This window comes from Streptomyces sp. NPDC002809, from assembly GCF_040295435.1.
GTDB lineage: Bacteria > Actinomycetota > Actinomycetes > Streptomycetales > Streptomycetaceae > Streptomyces.
Genome location: NZ_JBEOVJ010000014.1, coordinates 14327 through 33934, shown reverse-complemented (window position 1 = coordinate 33934; position 19608 = coordinate 14327). Strand labels below are relative to the sequence as shown.

The following is a 19608-nucleotide window of genomic DNA, read 5'->3' as shown; positions in this document are numbered from 1 at the left end:
TGCGCAGGACAAACATTACCTCACTCCGAGGACCGGATCGACGCCCGTGCCTGCTGGGCGCGCGTTGCCAGCCCCTCGGCGCCGCAGGCGGTGGCCAGCTTGTGTGCGCGGGCCAGCTCTCGCGGCGACCGGGTGGCGACGCCGTGGTCGAACAGAGCGAGCGCGAGTTCGTAGCCGGACGGCGACGCCTCCAGGTGGCGGACCGCCTCGCCCAGCAGGTGGGCGGCCTCCTCCGGGCGGGCGAACAGGGCGACACAGCGCAGCGCCTCACCGATCGCCGTGTCGGTGCCGAAACGCTCGGCGTGCACCCGGGAGGTGTTGGCGAGCTGGGCGGCGCGGCCCGGGTCGTCGTCTGCCAGGGCGCGGGCCAGGTCACCGGCCCAGGGGCCCCAGATGCCGTTGAACCTCCCGCGCGGTTCGAGGGCCTGTCCGGCAGCCTCCAGCTCCGTGACGGCCTCCTTCGTACGGCCTTCGGCGAGCAGCAGCCGGCCGCGGACACACGGGGCGTCGGGCAGCACCATGGCGCTTGGGTAGGGCAGACCGAAGTCGTACCGGTCGGCGACCTTGCGGGCCTCGGTGATGCGGCCCCGGGCCACCAGAGTGTCGATGAGCAGACAGGCAGCGTCCCAGTGGACGGGCAGTCCGCTGCCCACCCGGTCGGCGAGGCGGAGTCCCTCGCGCAGGAATCCCTCCGCCTCGGCCAGGCGGCCGCGACGACGGTGGACCAGACCCAGCAGCGTGTGGGCGAAGGCCAGGTGGGCGCCGCTCCAGCCAGAGATCTCGAAGGCGCGCACCGCCTCACCGAAGAGCTCCTCGGCGCGGTCGAGTTGGTCGGTGAACGCGTAGGTGATGCCGAGCAGGGTCGGGAGCTCGAAGCCCCATTCGGTGTCGGTCCAGCCGAGGCCGCGGGCCGGGTGACCGTTGACCAGAGCGCGTTCGCTGAGGTCCACGATCAGCTGGGAGTTCTCACCGCGCAGCATCGCGTCGAAGGCACGCAGCGTGAGCAGCGCCCGCTCGGCGTTGTCCCGGCCGGTGAGGTGGTCCGCGTTGGTGGCGAGCCGGCGCGAGCGGCCGGGGCCGTCCTCCTCGGTGGCCTGCATGCCTTCCCAGAGGAAGTGCGCGGCCTGGAGGCGCATCAGGCCCGGTCCGGGTGCCGTGCGCTCGGCCTCGGCCGCCAGGGCGAGGGCCGCCTCCTTCAGCTGGTTGTTGTGCGACAGCGCGGCAGCGAGCCGGAACGTGGCGTCGACGCGCAGTTCGTCGGCGAGGCCGGGCATGTCGAGGGCGGCACGCAGGTGCTGCACGGTGGTGGGAGGCGAGCTGAGCAGCGTGGCGCAGCCCAGTTCGTAGAGCAGGGTGGCCCGCGCGTCATGGCGCGGGGGTTCCTGGAGAGCCCGCTCCAGGCAGCGGCGTGCCGCCTCGGGGGCGCCGACCGCGAGGTGCTGTTTGGCGGCCGCCCGCAGCTGCTCGACCAGCTCCTGGTCGTCGTCCGGATGGACTTCGAGCAGGTGGCGGGAGGCGGCGGCCGGCCCGAGTCCGGCCCGGGTGATCGCCCAGGCGGCTCTGCCGTGCATGGCGGTGCGGGTGGCCGGCGGAATGGAGCGGTACACGGCAGTGGCGATCAGAGGGTGTACGAACTCCAGGGGGTCGAAGCCGCTGACGATGCGGGCCTCGCGCAGCCGGGCCGTGCAGTCCGCCGCCTCGGCGGGACTCATCCCGGCCAAGGTGGCGGCGAGGTCCTGGGAGATGTCCGTACCGAGCACGGCGGCGGCCCAGGCGAACCGGTTGGCGTTGGTGCCGAGCCGTTCGAGCCGGGCGACGAGTCCGCTTCCCCGGGCAGACGCGCCGAGTTCGCGCAGGAGTCCCGCGGACTCCTCCAGCGGGGCCAGTTCGCGGTCCTGGACCTTGGCGACGAGTTCGACCGCCTCGTACGGGTTGCCGCCGGTGACGGCCCACACCTCGCGGCAGAACGGGTCGTCGGCGTGCTCCCCGAGGGCGGCCCGGACCAGTTCGGCGGTGGCGTCGGGGGTGAGAGCCCGCAGGGCGACCCGGACCTGTGCCGGATGGCCGCCCGCCACGGTGCGCTGGGCCTCGCGGGCCGCGAGCTCCACGGGGCGGTGTGCCTGGACGACCAGGACCTTCAGTTCGCCGAGCCGGGCGGTGAACGAGGCGAGCCAGGCGAGGGATTCGCCGTCCGCCCAGTGCGCGTCGTCGATGATGAGCAGCAGCGGGCGGTGGCTCCAGCGGGAGGCGAGCTGGGAGACGACCCAGTCGAGGCCGTCGCGCACACCCTGCGGGTCGGGCTGCGGGCCGGTCGGCTCGGCGAGGCCCAGGGCCGGTGCCGCGATCTCGTACCAGGACCCGAACAGGGATCTCACTTCATCGGCGGGGAACTGGTCCAACGCGGGCTGGAGCAGTTGGCGTACGACGTGGAACGGCACCGAGGTGACCGTCTCGCCGCCGCGGGCGGACCAGACGGTGCACCGGTCGGCCGCCATGGCCCGGATCTCGGCCAGGAGCGCTGTCTTGCCGATGCCTGCTTCGCCGCTGAAGACCAGCAGCCCGCCGGTCGCCTGCGCGCCGCAGAGTGCGTCAACTGCTTCTGCGGCGGCGGCGAGTTCCGGTTCTCGCTCGTACAGCGGCCGGGACGGCTTCATGCCTACCCTCCCCCAAAGTCGTATCGATGACAGTCGAGCCTAGTCGTGCGCGGGGGGCCACCAACAGTGGTTCGGGCAGTTCATCGCAGGTACGAGGCACAATCGAGGGGTGGACGAGACTCGCAGGGACCGGGACACCGAGGGCCGGGCGCACAATGCGCGCCCCCGGGACGGGCTGGGGCGCCCGCTGCCGTACGGCACCCCGGGGGTGGAGCGGCAGCCGGAGGGAGTGGTCCGCACCCCCTCGGAAACCGTAGGGGAGGCACAGCGGCTGCTGGACGCGGGAATGCCGTTCCACGCGCACGAGGTCTTCGAGGACGCGTGGAAGTCGGGCCCCGAAGCGGAGCGGGAGTTGTGGCGCGGGCTGGCCCAGCTGGCCGTGGGGCTGACCCATGCGGCCCGGGGGAACGCGACGGGCGGGGCACGACTGCTGCGGCGGGGTGCGGCAGCGCTGACGGAGTTCGCCGGAGCGGGCGGGCCCGTGGAGGTCGCCGACGCGACGGCTGCGGCCGACGTCCCCGCCGCGACGACGGCGCACGGGATCGGCGTCGGCGCACTGACCGGCTGGGCCCTGGAACTGGCGGCGCGGGTGGAGGACGCGGACGCACCGGCCGTCGACGCTGCCGCCGAGGCGCCGCGGCTGCGACCCGACGGCGGGTGACCGGCCTCGCCCCGCGACCGGAGACGACTGACAGCACGGACGTATGACACCACGGGTGCAGCAGAAGTCGGACGGCAGAGGACCCGGGCGCCAGAGGACTCGGACGGCAGAGGACTCGAACGGCAGTCGACTCGAGTGGCAGTGGACTCGGGTGACGGAGGACCCGGGCGCCAGAGGACTCGGGTGGCGGACGACTCGGGCGGAACCGAACTCCCCTTACTTTCCCTGCCCTTGACCCGGAGCGGTGAACACTGCCGCGCAAAACCATTACCATCCGGCGTCATGAGCACTTCTGACCAGGACCAAGCCGTGGACGCACCCATAACCGCACCCGAGGACACCGCGGAAGCCGAGGACCGGAGGCTGACGCCGCGGCAGGCGAGACGCCTGCGCATCGTTCTCTCCTCGGTCGGAATGGCGGCGATGGCGGTCGTTCTCGGGCTGCGGATCGCGAGCAGGTCGTCCGTCCTGGTGGTCGGGGTGTACGGGCTCGCGCTGATCCTGTGCGGGATCGTGATCGAGCTCAGCAGGAACGGCCGGACCCGGCTCGGCAGCTGGCTGCTGGGCGTCGGTCTGGTGGCGGCGGTCGGTTCGGACTGGCTGCTGATCCCCTGAGTGTCCGGATGATCCCCTGAGAGCCGGTCAGCCGACCGAGACGCGCACGGTGCCACCCTGCGGGTCGGCCCGGTCCACCCAGTCGGCGGGCAGGTGGAAGGGGCGCCCCGGCCGAGCGGGCCGGAGCAGGCGCCGGTGGTACAGCTCCAGCCCGTCCTGATGGACGACGAGCAGCGGGGCCGTGAGCTGTCGGCCGGTGCGCAGGATGAAGCGGTTGTTCAGGGGCCGGTCACCGTCGGGGCCCATCAGGTTGGGCGCGATCCATTCCAACGGGGCCGTAACGGCGAGCGCGGGCCGGCCCGCGGGCCAGACACCGGTCGCCAGGTGGTGTCGTACGGGGGCGGCAAGGGACCGGCCCTCCGCCGCCGCGGTGCCGGCGCTCTCCACCGCGTGGAGCAGGTTGCCGACGGCGAAGACGCCGGGTGCGCGGGTTCGGAAAGCGGAGTCGTGGGCGGGGCCTCGGGTGCCGGGGTCCAGGGGGACGTCGCCGCGCCGTGCCAGTTCGTGGTCGGGGATCCAGTCGCCGGTGAACACGACGGTGTCGCAGGGCAGGGTCGTCGTGCGGCCGTCCTGATGACGCACCGCGACCCCGGTGAGCCGGGTGCGGCCTGTCAGCGCCGTGACGGTGGTGCGGGTGAGAAGCGGGGCGCCCCGGCGTGGTCCCAGGGCTGCGGGCAGGACCGGTGGACGGTCGGTGACCCGGGCGACCACTTCGACTCCGGCGGCGCGCAGGGTGCCGGCGGCGGCGATGCTGACCGCTTCGTCGCCGACGATCACGGCCCGGGTGCCGATGTGCTGGTGGTGGACGTGGACCGCCTGCTGAAGTTCTCCGGTGGTGTAGACGCCCGCCGGGCGGGTCCCGGGGACGAGCCGGGCGCTGCGCGGGCGTTCGCGGGCTCCGGTGGCGAGGACGACGGCGCGTGCGGTGATCCTTTCGAGCCCGCCCGGTCCGGTGACGTCGAGGGTGCGGGGTCCGGCCCAGCCGGTGACGGTGATGCCGGTGCGCAGGATGGCGCCCGCCCGTGTCGCCGCGGCCGTGGACCGGCGGGCGTACTCGGGGCCGTTCGTTCCGCCGTTCGGACGGTTGCTGCCGAACCCCGCGTGGAGGCAGTGGCGCGGGATGCCTCCGGCGCTCTGTTCGCGTTCCAGGACCTCGACCCGGCGCACGCCGGACGCGGCGAGTTCGGCCGCGGCGCCCAGTCCGGCCGGTCCTGCTCCGACGACCAGCACGTCGACGGTCCTCTCGCGGCGGGTCATGGCCCGGTCCCCTCGATGAGTGCGCGGAGCCCGGCCCCGCAGTGGAAGCCCTGGCAGCGTCCGTTGCCGGCCCTGGTCCTGCGGGCCAGACCGGCGACGGATCGCGGCGGGAGCGTGGAGCCCAGTGCGTCGCGGATCTCGCCCGCGGTGACGCGTTCGCAGTGGCAGACCAGGGTGCCGTACGCCGGGTCCCGGGCGATGAGTTCCGCGTCCAGGTACGGGCGTTCGGTCGCCTCGCCGAGGCCGGGCATGGTGAGGGGTGCAAGTTCGGCGGGGGCGCCCGGGTCGAGTCCGGTCCGGGCGAGCAGTCCGGCGACGTGGTCCGCGATGGCCATGGACGCGGTCAGCCCGGTGGAGCGGATGCCGCCGACGGCGATGTAGCGCAGGCGGGGGTACTCCTGGATTCGGTAGTCCTCCTGCCCGGTGGCTGCCCGCAGTCCCGCGTAGACGGCGGTCACCTCCTCGTCGAGGAGCCGGGGCAGGATCCGGCGTCCTTTCTCCCGCAGCAGCGCGATGCCCTCGCGTGTCGACCCGGTGGCGGTCTTGTCGCCGAGCTCCTCGGCGGTGGGACCGAGGAGGACGTTGCCGAAGACGGTCGGTGCGACCAGAACCCCCTTGCCCGCCGCGGTGGGCACGGGAAGCAGGATGTGGCGGACGAGGTCGCGCGCGAGCTTGTCGAACACGATGAGCTGGCCGCGGCGTGGCGTGACGGTGAAGACGTCGTGGCCGAACCGGCGGTCGATCTCGTCGGCGTGCAGCCCGGCGGCGTTGATCAGGAAGCGGGTGCGCAGCGGTCCGCGGCCGGTCGTCAGGGTGTGGACGTCGTCCCCGGGTTCGATGTCGCGGACCGGGCAGTCCAGGTGCAGATGGACGCCCGCCCGGACGGCCTGGGTGGCGAAGGCCAGGGGCGTGGTCCAGGGGCAGATGACCGACTCGTCGGGGACCTCCATCGCGCCGAGCGCTCCCGGGCCCAGGTGGGGTTCACGTTCGGCGACCTCGCCGGCGTCCAGCAACCGGGCCGCGTGGTAGCCGTTGGCCTCGGCCTTGGCCAGCAGGGCGGGCAGCGCGGCAAGTTGTTCCGCGTCCCAGGCGACGAGGAGGGCACCTACGCGTTCGACGGGGATGCCCGTCTCGGCGGCGTACGCGGAGAGCCTGTGCTGTCCCTCGCGTACGAGGCGGGCCTCCAGCGATCCGGGTACGGCGTCGAAACCGGTGTGCAGGATCGCGGTGTTGGCCTTGGATGTGCCGTTGCCGATGTCGTCCGAGGCCTCGACGAGGGCGGTGCGCAGGGGGTAGCGGGCCAGTTCGCGGGCGATGGCGGTGCCGACCACGCCCGCCCCGACGACGGTGACGTCGTACGGGGCTCCGCCGGGCAGCGCCGGCAGCGGTTCCCCGGCGCTCGTGACGGTGTACGTCATCGGGCTGTCCGGGCAGCGTTCATGACCGTTCCAGGAGGGTGTCGACGGCCGCACGGAATCCGGCGAGGCGCTCGGCCGCCTCCTCGGGGCCGATCCGGGGTTCGTACACCGCGGCCGGCCGCCAAGCGGGTACGGCCTCGGCCAGGGTGAGCCCGGGGTCGATGCCCAGCCGGGCCACCGCCCCGGCTCCGAGCGCGGTGACGTCGGGCAGCGCGGACACCTCGACGGGGCGTTGCAGCAGATCGGCCTGGGTCTGCATGAGGAGTGCGGAGCGGGTCAGTCCGCCGTCGACGCGGAGCGCTGACAGCGGTGAGCCCAGATCGGCCGCCACCGCGTCGGCGAGTTCGACGACTTGTGCGGCGATGCCCTCGCAGAGCGCCCGCACGAGGTGGCCTGCCGTGGTGTCCAGGCTCAGGCCGGTCACCGAGCCGCGCAGGTCGCCGCGCCACCAGGGGGCGGCGAGACCGGCGAGCGCCGGGACGAAGGTGACGCCGCCCGAGTCGGGTACGCCGCCACCGACGGGGTCGAGGTCGGCGGCGCCGGAGATCACCCCCAGGTCGGTGAGCCAGCGGACCGCGGAGGCGGCCGTGTAGACCTGTCCGTCCAGGCAGTAGCTGGTACGTCCGCCGAGCCGCCAGGCCACGCAGCTGACCAGGCCACTGGTGCCGCGCCGCGGAACGGGGCCGGTCTGGGCAAGGAGGAACGCGCCTGTGCCGTAGGTGCACTTGGCGGTTCCGGGTTCCAGGGCGCCCTGTGCCAGCAGGGCGGCCTGCTGGTCGACGAGCAGGCCGGTCAGCGGAAGTTCGCCGCCGAACGCGGTCGTCGTGCCGAACGCCCCGGCCGCGTCGACCACGGACGGCAGTCGTTCGCCGCTCAGGCCGAAGAGGTCCAGGGCGGCAGGCGACCAGCCGACTTCGTCGAGGTCGAGCAGCTGGGTGCGGCCGGCCGTGGCCGCGTCCGTCACGAACTCACCGGTGAGCCGGTGGACCAGCCAGGAGTCGCTGGTGGTGACGACGCCCTCCCTGGTCAGTTCGCGGCGGATCCAGGCCATCTTGGGCGCGGCGAAGTAGGGGTCCAGCGGAAGTCCGGTGAGGTGCTTCAACTCGTCCTGGTGTGCGGCGAGTTCCTCACAGATCCGCTCGGCCCGCCGGTCCTGCCAGACGATCGCGTCGGTGAGCGGCTTCCCGGTGTCCGGGTCCCAGGCGAGCACCGTCTCCCCCTGGTTGGCGAGGCCGACGGCGACGACGGGTTCGGCAGCCTCCGCCAGGGCCTGCGCCCCGGCGTCGAGGACCGATCCGAGCAGTTCGCCGGGGTCCACCTCGACCGTTCCCCCGGGACCGTACCGTGGGCGCACCGGAGCGGAACCGGAACCGATCACGCCCCGCTCGGGGCAGATCACCAGTGCCTTCGTCCCGGAGGTGCCCTGATCCACGGCGAGTACCGGGCCTGTCATCGGGTCTCCAGCGGTACGAAAGCCCTGCGGCTTGAACGGAATCGTGATCTTCGGTCGCAGGAGCCCAGGGTGGTCCAGCCCGGCGGCTACGTCAAGCGACCGCAAGGCATGCGTACGGAACCCCGCACCGACTGCCAACCTCCTGTTTGCAAGCGCGACTTGAAGAAGATCCACGATTCGTTCGGGAGTTGGACCCCCAGGGCTCTACACTCACCGCCGAGCAACAACCGGACGCTTTACAGCAGTTCACCATTCAACTGCTGCTCCACCCCCCACGTCCAGAGGATCGATGAGTCCGACACCACGCCCCGAGCACGTCCATGGCCAACAGTGATTTCCGGCCGGTCTACCATCCGGCCGGGCACGACAACGAACTCCGCTCCGCGTTACAGGACTTACGCACCGGGCGCTGGCTCGCCATGCGCGATCTGCTGGAGAGCACCCCGGACTGGACCCTGTGGACCCAGCGGACCCAGGTGCTCGGGGCGGTCGCCGCGGGATCGGACGCGGTACAGGCCTGGCTGACCGAGGAGCCGCGCAGCGTCGCGGCCGCCGTGATGCACGCGCGGGTCGCCGTCGAGCGGGCGGTCCGCGCACGCCGCGCGGACCACCCCAGCGGGCAGGAACTCTGGCAGGCGGCCTGGGAGGCATGCCGTTCGGCTGCCCACGCATCGCCCGCCGACCCGGTGCCCTGGGTGTGTCTACTGGCCCTCTCCCAGCTGGACGAGCGCCAGCGCCTGGAGGAGCACCGGCTGCATCCGCCCGGGCCCATGCTCTTTCCCGGGCCATGGGGCCTGCTGGCGGAGGCCGACAAGCGCGATCCGTACAACCGCGAGGCCTACCACCGCATGCTCCAGTTCGTCTATGCCCGCCGGGCCGGCGGATCCCTCTCGGAGGCGGTCAACTTCGTTCAGTGGGCGGCCTCTTCGGCGCCCGACGGATCACCCCTCCACGTACTTCCGCTGTATGTGCGGGTGGAGCGGTACCGCCGCGAGAAGGGCCACGAGAAGGCGCTGGACCTGCACTGGGTCACCGAGGACGCGGAGCGCGAGGCCCTGCGCGCCCTGGAGATCTGGTTCCTGCGCACCCCGCGGTCCACCCACACCCTGCTCGATCTCAACCATCTGGCACACGCGCTCTGGGGCGCGCTCCAGTTCGCCGACGCGGCTCCCGTGTTCCATGAGCTCGGCCCGTACTTCACCTCGCTGCCCTGGGCGTACCGCACCCGCATGCCCAAGGACTCCGGCGGCGCCGAGGAAGTGTTCCTGCGCGCCCGCAGCCGCGCCCTCGCAGCCGCCCGCGATCCGGGCCGGGGGGCCACCCGCGATCCGGGCCGGGGGCCGCACGGCTGAGTGTGAGACCGCTCCTGCCGCGTCCTCGCGCCCCGTTCCCCGTTTCCCCTTCGCCTCTTTTTCTCTTTTCCCCTTTCTCCTTTTCCGCTCACGGAGGTCTCCCCATGTCCATATCCACCTCGAACCGGAAGGGTGCCGAGGCCGCCCCGCCCAAGGACGAGGAGCAGCGTCTGCGCGAACTCGGCTACCAGCCGGTGCTGGCCCGCCGCATGGGCGGTTTCGGCAACTTCGCCATCAGCTTCTCCGTCATCTCGATCCTGTCGGGCTGCATGACCCTGTACGGCTTCGGCATGTCCACCGGCGGTCCGTCGGTGATGCTCTGGGGCTGGGCCGGGGTCGGCCTGTTCGTTCTGTGCGTCGGCATGGCGCTGGCCGAGGTCACCAGTTCGTACCCGACGTCCGGGGCGCTGTACTACATGGCGGACCGGCTCGGTGGCCGCAAGTGGGGGTGGTACACCGGCTGGCTCAACCTGCTCGGGCTGCTCGGCGCGATCGCCGGCATCGACTACGGTGCCGCGCTGTTCACCGGTGCGCTGATGAACCTGCAGTGGGGCTTCACCCCCACCCCGGGCAAGACGATGATCATCTTCCTCTGCATCCTGCTGCTGCACGCCGTGCTGAACCTCTTCGGCGTCCGGCTGGTCAGCGTGCTCAACTCGATCAGCGTGTGGTGGCATCTCGCCGGTGTCGCGGTCATCGTGTCCGTGCTCGCGATCGTTCCCTCGCACCACCAGTCGCCGTCGTTCGTCTTCACCGAGTTCGTCAATGACACCGGCTGGGAGAATCCGCTCTATGTGGCGGCGATCGGTCTGCTGCTGGCGCAGTACACCTTCTGCGGCTACGACGCCTCCGCCCACCTGTCGGAGGAGACCTCGGACGCCTCGGTCTCCGCGCCCCGTGGCATCGTCCGTTCGATCTGGGTCTCGTGGCTGGCCGGCTTCGTACTGCTCGCCGGGCTGACCTTCGCGATCCAGGACTACACGGGGACCCAGGAGAGTGCCACCGGAGTGCCGCCGGCCCAGATCCTGATCGACGCGCTGGGGACCTCGGGCGCCACGGCGATGCTCCTGATCGTGATCGCCGCACAGCTGTTCTGCGGCAACGCCGAGGTCGCGGCCACCAGCCGGATGGTGTTCGCGTTCAGCCGGGACAACGCGCTGCCGGGCTCCTCGCTGTGGCGCAAGGTGAGCGCCCGCACCCAGACGCCGGTCAACGCGGTGTGGCTGTCGGTCGTCGTCGCCGGGGTGCTCGCCCTTCCGTCGCTGTACTCGGCGACCGCTTACGGGGCGGTGACCGCGATCAACGTCATCGGCATCACGCCCGCCTACGCCATCCCGATCTACCTGAAGCTGCGTGCGGGTGACCGCTTCGAGCGCGGGCCGTGGCACCTGGGCCGCTGGTCGAAGCCGGTCGGCTGGATCGCCGTGGTGTGGGTCGTTCTCGTGACCGTGCTGTTCCTGCTGCCGCAGCGGTCTCCCGTGACGATCGACTCGATGAACTACGCGTCGGTCGCACTGGTCGCCGTGCTGGCCCTGGCCACCGTCTGGTGGTTCGTCGCCCGCGGTTCGTACGGCACGCCGTCGGCGTACGGAAACGCTCGCGAGCAGGCGGAGATCGAGGAGGACATCGTCTGACGGACGGTATCCCGGTCATGCCGGCCCTTCCGGATCGCAGCGATCCGGGAGGGCCTCGGACGCTCTCACGGGTTCAGGAGCAGTTGCAGCCCGCCCAGCACGGTGGCGCCGATGACGAGGCGTTCGAAGAGCCGCTGATTGATCCGGTCCACGCACTTCCGGCCGATCCAGGCACCCGGTACGACGAACACCAGCATGCAGGCGTCGAGCAGCAGTGACTGCGCGTCGATCAGCCCGAGGCCCACACTGAACGGCACCTTGGACGTGTTGACGATGAGGAAGAACCACGCCGACGTACCGAGGAATCCGAGTTTCCGGAACCCCGCGGAGAGCAGATAGAGCGACATGACGGGGCCGCCGGCGTTGGCGACCATGGTGGTGAATCCGCCGAGCACCCCGTACGAGCGCGCCTTGAGCCGCTCGGCCGCTGTGGGCGGGGCCGCGTCGGCCGTCGGTTCCGCTCCCACGGCCGCGGTGCGACGCCGCCAGATCGTGACGCCCGCCATGAAGATCAGGATCGCGCCGATGGAGGTCCGCACGGCGGCGTCTCCGGCCCACATCATGAACAGGGTGCCCGCCACCACGCCCACCGCGACGGCCGGGAAGAGCCGGAGCAGGGTGGGCCAGTGCGCGTGACGCCGGTAGGTGAGCACGGCGAGCAGATCGCCCGCGATGAGGATCGGGAGCAGTACGCCGGTGGACTCGCGGGCGGGCAGTACCGCCGCGAAGACCGCGAGACTGATCGTGTTGGCACCGCTGACGGCCGTCTTGGAGAAGCCGACGAGTGCGGATGCCGCGGCCAGCGCCGCCAGTTGCCAGAGTGTGAGGGTGTCCATGCCAGGGACAGATCGTAATCCCCATGATTTTCGGCCTTGCGTGAGCCCTGGCCGCCGCATGGCTATGCTGCGCTCCAAGCGCTCACCGGAAGCGCTCAAACGCGCATTGCGCAGCGGTGGGGCCGGTTCTCCGTCTTTACGGCCCTGACCCGCCGGACGGATCTCAGGGGGCCAGCAGCATGCGGGAGCCGGTTGAACTCAGGCGTCAGCGAATCCTGGCGGTGGTGGAGTCGCGCGGCGCGGTCAAGGTCAGCGCGCTCGCGGAGGAGCTGGCCGTCTCCGTGGTCACGGTGCGGCGGGACGTGGAGGAGCTGGCGCGGGCGGGGCGGCTGCGGCGCGGTCACGGAGTGGCCCGGCCGGTGCGCGATCCGGCGGGGCCGCCGGCGCTTCCCGCGCCGCGGGGCGGCGATCCGGCCGCCGACGGTGGCGCGGTCGCCCTGGTCGTACCGGAGCGGCACTCGTACCTGTACGAGACGTTGCACGGCGCCCGGACCGTGCTGGAGGAGTCCGGGATCCGTATCGCGCTGTACCTCGCACCGCAGTCGGCCGATGCCGAACGGCCCCTGGTGGAGCGGGCGCTTGCGGACGGGGCACGCGGACTGCTGATCGCCCCCCGGTGGCGCAGCGTGCTCTCCGAGGAGCTGGACTACGGCTGGCTGGCGGATGCCGGCGTGCCGACCGTGCTGATGGAGCGGCGGCCCCGGCCGGGCAGCACCTTACACGCCCTGGACTCCGTCTGTTCCGACCACTGGTACGGGACGCATCTCGCCGTGGAGCACCTGGTGTCGCTGGGCCACCGCCGGATCGTGCTGGCCGCCCGGGACGACAGCCCGACGGCACGCACCGTGCGCGCCGCGTTCGCCGAGATCGCGGCCGCCCACCCTGACGTGGAGGACTGGACCGTGGTGCTGAGTTCGCCGGACGCGGTGCCCGGCCCCGGCCCGTCGGGGGTGGGTTCGGTGCCCGCCGTCCCGTCCGGAAGCGGTGGCGGCGCACCCGACCTCGATCTCGCCGCACTGCTGCGGGAGCGCGGGGCCACGGCCGCGGTGCTGCATGGCGACGTGGACGCGCTGATGCTGGTGCAACGCCTGGCCGAGAGCGGGGTGCAGGTGCCCCGGGACTGCTCGGTGGTGGCGTACGACGACGTGGTCGCGGCGCTCGGCAGCACACCGCTGACCGCCGTGTCGCCGCCGAGGGCCGAGATCGGCAGAGCGGCCGCCCAGCTCCTGCTCCACCGGCTCTCCGGAGCGGCCGGTGCGCTCGGCCCGGTGCGCCGGACACAGGTGCTGCCCGAGTTGAAGGTACGGGGATCGGCGCAGGCGATCACTCCTGTCACCCCCACCATGAACTGATCGTTTGACCGCTTCATTTTTCTTCTGATCGATCTATTGACCGCTACCGATCAGCCGATCAGTATTCCCCGTGTCTTCATTCAGGAGCCGCGGGAGGCGCCCATGCCCGGTCGACACAGCCGTCGATCCGTGCTCGCCACGATGACCGCACTACCACTGGCGGGCGCGCTGAGCGCTTGCAGCGGTGGCACATCGGGGGCGGACAGCACGACCAGGACCACCACCGGCAACAGGGCCGGCCGTAACGCCACACGCATCACCTTCTGGTCCGCCCTGCGCGGCAGCCAGGAAGTCGTCGACGCGTTCAACCGGACGCACGACACGATCCAGGTCGACTTCCAGCAGATCCCCTCGGGACCCCAGGGCGGTTACGCGAAACTCAGCAACGCCTCCCGGGCCGGCAACGGCCCGGACATCGCGACGATCGAGTACCCCCAGCTCCCCGGGTTCGCCATCGACGGCGTCGCCCGGGACCTCACGGACCTGGTGAGCGACTCGCTGCGGTCCAAGCTGCTGCCGCAGGCACTGGACCTGACCACCTTCGACAAGCGCGTCTTCAGCCTTCCGCTGGACGTCGAGCCGATGGTGATGCACTACCGCAAGGACCTCTTCGAGCAGTACGGGATCGAAGTCCCGGGGACCTGGGACGCGTTCGAGGAGGCCTCCCGCACCGTGCGCCGCAAGGCGCCCGGCCGCCGGCTGTCGGCCTTCGCCACGGACGGCGCGTTCCAGTTCGCCGCGTTCGCCTGGCAGGCCGGTGCCCAGTGGTTCGACACCCGCGACGGCGCCTGGAACGTGTCGCTGGCCGACGAACCGAGCCGGCGCGTCGCGTCGTACTGGCAGCGGATGATCGACCAGGACCTGGTCTCCATGACCCCCGTGGACAGCAGGCAGTACGACGCCCTGCTCAGCGCCGGCAAGATCCTGGTCCGGCTCAGCGGCGCCTGGGACGCCGGGGCGCAGATGAAGGCCCGCCCCGGCCAGAAGGGCCAGTGGGCCGTCGCACCGCTCCCCCAATGGAACGCGGGGGACGCGTCGGTCGGCACCCACGGCGGCTCGACCTTCGCGGTCACGAAGGACAGCGAACACCCGGAGGCAGCAATCGAGTTCATCGAGTGGCAGGTCTCGCACCCCGACGCGCTGAGGGCCCGGCTCTCCAGCGGCGCCAGCAGCCAGTACCCGGCCGCCCCCGGTCTCGTCGCCGTCGGCCGCAAGGCCTTCGACCGCGGCTACTACAACGGCCAGGACATCTACACCCTGTTCGAGCAGGAGGCGGACAAGATCCGGGACGGCTGGACCTGGGGACCGCGGATGACCGCCACGCAGAAGGTCATGCAGGACGGCTTCGCCCGGGTGGGCGGCGGCCAGGGATCGGTGCTCGAATCCGTGCGCGCGGCCCAGCGGGGCACCATGCCCGACCTCAGGGCGCTGGGTCTGTCCACCACCGAGCACAGCAGCTGAACCGTGATCCGTCCCCTTCCCAGCAGCAGAGAGGCAGGTGACTTCCGATGACCACCCCCGTCACCACGCCGGCTTCCGCCCCCGTGAACGTCTCCGCGGCGGCGCCGGCACCCACCACGTCCCCGCGCACTGCCCGAAAGTCGGCCCGCCGCCGTGAACTCGGCGCGGCCGGCGCCCTGATGACCCCCTTCTTCGTCCTTCTGGTGACGGTCTTCCTGATCCCGGTCGCCACCGCCGTCTGGCTCAGCTTCTTCAGCGACGACCAGCCGGGGCTCGGCTTCGGCCCGGAGCGCACGGTCTTCGTCGGCCTGCGCAGTTACACGGCCGTACTGACCGACCCGACGTTCCTCAGCGGTCTCGGCACCGTCGTCCTGTACTGCGTGATCTACATCCCGCTGATGGTCGTCGGCGCGCTGGCACTGGCGCTGCTGCTGGACTCCGGCGTGGTACGGCTGCGGTCCTGGGCGCAGCTCGGGCTCTTCCTGCCGCACGCCGTGCCCGGCATCATCGCCGCCGTCATCTGGCTGTACCTCTACACACCGGGGCTGAGCCCGGTGATCGACCTGCTCGGCAAGGCCGACATCACGATCGACTTCCTCGGTGTGCACACGGTGGTGCCCTCCATCGTGAACATCGCCCTGTGGAGCAACCTCGGCTACAACATGGTGGTCTTCTACGCCGCCCTGCAGGCGGTGCCGCGCGAAGTCATCGAGGCATCCGTCGTCGACGGCGCAGGCCCCGTCCGCACCGCCCTCCAGATCAAGACGCCCCTGGTGCGTTCCTCCGTCGTGATGGTCGCGATGTTCACCCTGATCTTCGCGCTCCAGCTCTTCACCGAGCCGATGCTGCTGAGCCAGTCGACCCCGATGATCAGCTCGCGCTTCTCGCCCAGCATGTACATCTACGACGCCGCGTTCACCCGTAACAACTACGGCCTGGCGGCTGCCGCCTCGGTCGTTCTGCTGGTGTGCACGATCGCGCTCTCGTACGGCGTGACCCGCTGGACCAACCGCTCCGCCGCCGAGGAGGACGCCCGATGAGCGCGACCGCTCCCACCCGCACCGCCGCCGTCCTGCGGCCCCGGCTTCTCGGCCGCTCCGTCGTCAACCTGGTCGTCGGCGTCTCGGTGCTGTACACACTGCTGCCGGTGCTGTGGCTGGTGCTCGCCGCGTCCAAGGACCGGGACGCGCTGTTCGGCAGCGACGTGCTCTCGCTCGACCACTTCTCCTTCGCGCAGAACCTCAAGGACCTGTTCGCGACGGACGGCGGTCTGTACACCCGGTGGTACGGCAACAGCCTGCTGTACGCGGTCCTCGGCGCCGGGCTCGGGGCGCTGATCAGCATCGCCTGCGGGTACGCCTTCGACAAGTACCGATTCGCGCACAAGGAGAAGCTGTTCGGTCTCGTGCTCGCGGCGGTGATGGTGCCGCAGACCGTACTGGCCCTGCCGCTCTATCTGATGGCGTCGGGCACCGGTCTGGTGAACACGTTCTGGTCGGTCTTCATACCGGTGCTCTTCAATCCGTTCGGTGTGTACCTCGGCCGGATCTTCAGCCAGGGCTACGTGCCGAACGAGGTGCTCGAAGCGGCCCGGGTGGACGGGGCCGGCGAGCTCACGACGTACTTCCGGGTCGCCCTGCGGATGCTCGGCCCCGGTCTGGTCACCGTGTTCCTCTTCCAGCTAACCGCGATCTGGAACAACTTCTTCCTGCCCATGGTCATGCTCTCCGACCAGGACCTCTATCCCGTCAGCCTCGGCCTCTACACATGGAACAGCGCCGCCACCGTATCGCCCGAGTACTACCCCGTGGTGATCATGGGTTCGCTGCTCGCGGTCCTGCCGTTGATCCTCGCCTTCGCGCTGCTCCAGCGCTTCTGGAAGTCGGGGCTCACGGCGGGCGCCGTCAAGTAGCCGGACCCCGCAGCCCGTCCCCGGACCAGGAGAAAGATGACCGGCACCTCCCCTCTCGCACCGATCGACGGGCGACGGCCGCGCGCCGCCGTCGCCATGCAGCCGGGCACCGCGTCCGCGCTGCTGAACACCCGGTCGCTGGCCGCGCTCTCACAGGTGTGCGACCTCGCACCGCTTCCCGTACTCGACGACTTCACCACCGACCGGGCCCGTGCCGTGCTCGCGGACACGGAACTCCTGGTCACCGGCTGGGGCTGTCCGCCCCTCGACGCGGCGGCGCTCGCCTCCGCGCCCCGGCTGCGGGCGGTGGTGCACACAGCGGGCAGCGTCCGCGGGCACATCACCGACGCCTGCTGGGAACGCGGCATCGAGGTGTCGTCGGCCGCGGCCGCCAACGCGCTCCCGGTCGCGGAGTACACCGTCGCGATGATCCTGCTCTCCGGCAAACGGGCCCTGGAGCGGGCGCACTCCTACCGCACCGAGCGCGGCCGCGACGACTCGCTGACCACCTCGCCCGCCCTTGGAAACTACGGCCGGACCGTGGGCATCCTGTCCGCCTCTCTCATCGGCCGCCGGGTCATCGAGCTCCTGCGCCCGTACGACCTGCGGGTGCTGCTGCACGATCCGTACGTCTCCGACGCGGAGGCGGCCGCGCTCGGTGTCCGGCCCGTCGGACTCGGCGAACTGTTCGCGCGGAGCGATGTGGTGAGCGTCCACACCCCGCTGCTGCCCGCGACGCGCGGACTCGTCAGCCGGGAGCTGCTCATGTCGATGCGCCCGGACAGTGTGCTCATCAACACCGCGCGGGGCGCCGTGGTCGACCAGGACGCGCTCGTCGATGTCCTGAGGACGGACCGCATCCGGGCGGTGCTCGACGTCACCGACCCCGACAGGCTGCCGCCCGGCCACCCCCTGTGGGAGTGCGAGAACGCCCTGATCACCCCGCATCTCGCGGGCTCGCAGGGCAATGAGTGGCAGCGCCTGGTCGACCTGGCGGTGGGCGAGGCCGAACGCTGGGCCGCGGGCGACGGATTCGCCCATCCCGTACGACGCGAAAGGCTGGCATTCCTCGCATGACCGATCCGCACCCGAACTCCCCGCTGGAACTCCCCGCCGACGACCGGAGCACCAGCCCGGTCACCGGCTACACCCGCGCGCACTGGGAGGCGGCGGCCGACGGACTGCTCAAGGCCGCCTGGCAGTGGGCGACGCCCGGCGGCGCGCTCCTCGACCTGCCCGGACGCCCGTCCGCTTCCGGGGTCCGTTCCGACGGCCTGGAGGGCTACGCGCGCACGTTCCTCGCCGCCGCGTTCCGGGTCGCGGGCGCGGACGGCAAGGACCCGCACGGCTGGCTCGACCGGTACGCGGACGGGCTCGCGGCCGGTACCCGCACGCCGGGCCGGGACGACGCCGAGTCCTGGCCGCTGATCCTCGACCACACCGTCTTCGGCCAGCCCATGGTGGAGTCCGCCTCGGTCGCCATCGGACTGCGGCTCACCCGGCCGTGGCTCTGGGACCGGCTGGACCCGGCGGTGCAGGACCGCGCCGAGGAGTGGTTGCGCGGCGCCCTGCGCCACACCCCCGCGCCGAACAACTGGTACCTGTTCCCCTACTCGGTGGCCGGGTTCCTGGAGTCGGTGGGCCGCGGGGACGCGGAGACGGCTCGCGCCCGTGACCGGGCACAGGACCTGATGGAGAGCTGGTACCGCGGTCAGGGCTGGTACGCGGACGGCGACGGCCGCGCCTTCGACCACTACAACGGCTGGGCGCTGCACCTCTACCCCGTGCTCGACGCCCACCTCTCCGGTGACGCCGAACTCTCCGCGCACTACGGGGCGCGGCTGCGCGAGCACCTGGAGAGCTTCGCGCTGCTGTTCGGCGGGGACGGTGCCCCGATCCACTTCGGCCGTTCGCTGGCCTACCGGTTCGCGGCCGGTTCGGCGGTCGGGCTCGGCGCGCTCACCGGGCACACCCCGCTCACGCCGGGCGCCTCGCGGCGGGTGATCAGCGGGTCGCTGCGCTACTTCCTGGACCGTGGCGCGACCGGCACCGACGGCCTGTTGAGCCTGGGCTGGCACGGCCCGCACGAGGCGACGCTCCAGCCCTACTCGGGTCCGGCCTCCCCGTACTGGGCGTCCAAGGCCTTCGTCTCCCTGCTGGCCCCCGCGGACCACCCCCTGTGGACAGCTACCGAGGAGCCGGCACCGAGCGAGGGGACCGACCGGGTGCTGGCGCTGCCGGCGCCGGGGCTGCTCGTCCAGTCGACCCGGGCGGACGGGATCGTACGGCTGCACAACCACGGCAGCGACCATGTCCGCCCGCACGAGGGTGAGTCGGCGGTGCAGGACGACCCGCTGTACAGCCGTCAGGCGTACTCGACGGTCACCGGTCCCACCGCGCGGGCGAACACGGCCGACAACCACCTGGCCGTGGTCGTCGCCGGGACCCGCAGCGGCCGTCGGGCCATTCAGCCGCTGGGCGCGGGCGGGGGCGACGGCTGGGGCTGGGCGGCGTCCTGGCACCGCCCGGTGTTCGCGGGCAGGGCGCCGATGGTGCCGGGGCTGCGGGTGGAGAGCGTGACGGTGGTCCGCGGCCGGTACGAGCTCCGCGTGCACCGGGTGCTCGGCGCCCCGCACGGCGCCCGGGTGGAGCAGACGGGCTGGGCGACCGGTCCCGGCTCCGCGGTGACGTCCGCGCTGCACGGGCTGCACGGCTGGGAGTCGCGGGACGAGGTGCGTGCCCCGCAGGGCACGGCGTACACGCCGTGGGCGGTGCTGCCCCGGCTGGGCGCGGACGCGGAGGGCACGGTGGTCCTGGTGGCGCTGGCGTCGCTGAGCGCGGAACCGGCAGCGGACGCGCTCGACACGGTGGTGAGCGGGGTGAACGTCGACGGGGACGCCGTCGAGGTGTGCTGGGCCGAGGACTCGGCGACGACCCGGATCGCCTTCGGCCCGGTGACGGTCACGCACGGGTGAGCCGGTGGCGGACGGGGGTGCGCGCCTT

General features: G+C 71.9%; 15 protein-coding genes. 10 read left to right on the top strand and 5 right to left on the bottom strand.

Annotation, left to right across the window (positions count from 1 at the left end):
* Window positions 1-20 precede the first annotated feature (20 nt).
* Window positions 21-2654, bottom strand: a complete 2634-nt coding sequence (locus ABT025_RS11870) for an ATP-binding protein (RefSeq protein WP_350992666.1) — start codon at window positions 2652-2654, stop codon at window positions 21-23.
* Window positions 2655-2763: 109 nt separating this feature from the next.
* Here ABT025_RS11870 and ABT025_RS11865 point away from each other — a divergent pair, with 109 nt between their 5' ends.
* Window positions 2764-3315 (top strand): DUF309 domain-containing protein, encoded by a 552-nt coding sequence (locus ABT025_RS11865; RefSeq protein ID WP_350992665.1) that lies wholly within the window; start codon window positions 2764-2766, stop codon window positions 3313-3315.
* Window positions 3316-3597: 282 nt separating this feature from the next.
* Window positions 3598-3930 (top strand): hypothetical protein, encoded by a 333-nt coding sequence (locus ABT025_RS11860; RefSeq protein ID WP_350992663.1) that lies wholly within the window; start codon window positions 3598-3600, stop codon window positions 3928-3930.
* A 27-nt stretch (window positions 3931-3957) separates the two neighbouring features.
* Here the strand turns inward: ABT025_RS11860 and ABT025_RS11855 are convergent, their stop codons facing one another.
* From ABT025_RS11855 to ABT025_RS11845, 3 genes are read right to left on the bottom strand one after another with little or no spacing between them, the layout of a single operon-like run.
* Complete coding sequence (locus ABT025_RS11855; protein WP_350992661.1) at window positions 3958-5187, bottom strand: NAD(P)/FAD-dependent oxidoreductase; 1230 nt, start codon at window positions 5185-5187, stop codon at window positions 3958-3960.
* The gene (locus ABT025_RS11850; protein WP_350992659.1) at window positions 5184-6605 is read right to left on the bottom strand and encodes an NAD(P)/FAD-dependent oxidoreductase; all 1422 of its coding nucleotides are present in this window, start codon (window positions 6603-6605) and stop codon (window positions 5184-5186) included. The genes ABT025_RS11855 and ABT025_RS11850 overlap by 4 nt, the downstream gene beginning before the upstream one ends.
* Window positions 6606-6624: 19 nt before the next feature.
* Window positions 6625-8058 carry an FGGY family carbohydrate kinase gene (locus ABT025_RS11845; protein ID WP_350992656.1) on the bottom strand — a complete coding sequence of 478 codons (1434 nt, stop codon included), beginning with the start codon at window positions 8056-8058 and terminating at the stop codon, window positions 6625-6627.
* Window positions 8059-8378: 320 nt separating this feature from the next.
* On the opposite strand from ABT025_RS11845, the gene ABT025_RS11840 reads away from it, so the two are divergent.
* Complete coding sequence (locus ABT025_RS11840; protein ID WP_350992654.1) at window positions 8379-9410, top strand: hypothetical protein; 1032 nt, start codon at window positions 8379-8381, stop codon at window positions 9408-9410.
* A 104-nt stretch (window positions 9411-9514) separates the two neighbouring features.
* On the top strand, window positions 9515-11044 hold the full coding sequence (locus ABT025_RS11835; RefSeq protein WP_350992652.1) for an amino acid permease: 1530 nt from the start codon (window positions 9515-9517) through the stop codon (window positions 11042-11044).
* A gap of 65 nt (window positions 11045-11109) precedes the next feature.
* Here the strand turns inward: ABT025_RS11835 and ABT025_RS11830 are convergent, their stop codons facing one another.
* Entirely contained in the window at window positions 11110-11880 is a 771-nt protein-coding gene (locus ABT025_RS11830) for a sulfite exporter TauE/SafE family protein (protein ID WP_350992650.1), read from the bottom strand.
* A 179-nt stretch (window positions 11881-12059) separates the two neighbouring features.
* Here ABT025_RS11830 and ABT025_RS11825 point away from each other — a divergent pair, with 179 nt between their 5' ends.
* From ABT025_RS11825 to ABT025_RS11800, 6 genes are all read left to right on the top strand, one after another.
* Entirely contained in the window at window positions 12060-13232 is a 1173-nt protein-coding gene (locus ABT025_RS11825; protein ID WP_350992648.1) for a substrate-binding domain-containing protein, read from the top strand.
* 102 nt (window positions 13233-13334) lie between these two features.
* Complete coding sequence (locus ABT025_RS11820) at window positions 13335-14693, top strand: ABC transporter substrate-binding protein (RefSeq protein ID WP_350992646.1); 1359 nt, start codon at window positions 13335-13337, stop codon at window positions 14691-14693.
* 47 nt (window positions 14694-14740) lie between these two features.
* Entirely contained in the window at window positions 14741-15733 is a 993-nt protein-coding gene (locus ABT025_RS11815) for a carbohydrate ABC transporter permease (RefSeq protein ID WP_350992644.1), read from the top strand.
* The gene (locus ABT025_RS11810; protein ID WP_350992642.1) at window positions 15730-16605 is read left to right on the top strand and encodes a carbohydrate ABC transporter permease; all 876 of its coding nucleotides are present in this window, start codon (window positions 15730-15732) and stop codon (window positions 16603-16605) included. The genes ABT025_RS11815 and ABT025_RS11810 overlap by 4 nt, the downstream gene beginning before the upstream one ends.
* Before the next feature lie 36 nt (window positions 16606-16641).
* Window positions 16642-17682, top strand: a complete 1041-nt coding sequence (locus ABT025_RS11805) for a hydroxyacid dehydrogenase (RefSeq protein WP_350992640.1) — start codon at window positions 16642-16644, stop codon at window positions 17680-17682.
* Window positions 17679-19580, top strand: a complete 1902-nt coding sequence (locus ABT025_RS11800) for a DUF2264 domain-containing protein (protein ID WP_350992638.1) — start codon at window positions 17679-17681, stop codon at window positions 19578-19580. The genes ABT025_RS11805 and ABT025_RS11800 overlap by 4 nt, the downstream gene beginning before the upstream one ends.
* Window positions 19581-19608: the final 28 nt, after the last annotated feature.

Bases quoted from the DNA above. Each gene is read 5' to 3' on its own strand.
- ABT025_RS11825 (WP_350992648.1), top strand. From the start codon at position 12,060: ATGCGGGAGCCGGTTGAACTCAGGCGTCAGCGAATCCTGGCGGTGGTG.
- ABT025_RS11840 (WP_350992654.1), top strand. From the start codon at position 8,379: ATGGCCAACAGTGATTTCCGGCCGGTCTACCATCCGGCCGGGCACGAC.
- ABT025_RS11845 (WP_350992656.1), bottom strand. From the start codon at position 8,058: ATGACAGGCCCGGTACTCGCCGTGGATCAGGGCACCTCCGGGACGAAG.
- ABT025_RS11855 (WP_350992661.1), bottom strand. From the start codon at position 5,187: ATGACCCGCCGCGAGAGGACCGTCGACGTGCTGGTCGTCGGAGCAGGA.
- ABT025_RS11815 (WP_350992644.1), top strand. From the start codon at position 14,741: ATGACCACCCCCGTCACCACGCCGGCTTCCGCCCCCGTGAACGTCTCC.
- ABT025_RS11870 (WP_350992666.1), bottom strand. From the start codon at position 2,654: ATGAAGCCGTCCCGGCCGCTGTACGAGCGAGAACCGGAACTCGCCGCC.
- ABT025_RS11850 (WP_350992659.1), bottom strand. From the start codon at position 6,605: ATGACGTACACCGTCACGAGCGCCGGGGAACCGCTGCCGGCGCTGCCC.
- ABT025_RS11835 (WP_350992652.1), top strand. From the start codon at position 9,515: ATGTCCATATCCACCTCGAACCGGAAGGGTGCCGAGGCCGCCCCGCCC.
- ABT025_RS11805 (WP_350992640.1), top strand. From the start codon at position 16,642: ATGACCGGCACCTCCCCTCTCGCACCGATCGACGGGCGACGGCCGCGC.
- ABT025_RS11820 (WP_350992646.1), top strand. From the start codon at position 13,335: ATGCCCGGTCGACACAGCCGTCGATCCGTGCTCGCCACGATGACCGCA.
- ABT025_RS11860 (WP_350992663.1), top strand. From the start codon at position 3,598: ATGAGCACTTCTGACCAGGACCAAGCCGTGGACGCACCCATAACCGCA.
- ABT025_RS11810 (WP_350992642.1), top strand. From the start codon at position 15,730: ATGAGCGCGACCGCTCCCACCCGCACCGCCGCCGTCCTGCGGCCCCGG.
- ABT025_RS11830 (WP_350992650.1), bottom strand. From the start codon at position 11,880: ATGGACACCCTCACACTCTGGCAACTGGCGGCGCTGGCCGCGGCATCC.
- ABT025_RS11800 (WP_350992638.1), top strand. From the start codon at position 17,679: ATGACCGATCCGCACCCGAACTCCCCGCTGGAACTCCCCGCCGACGAC.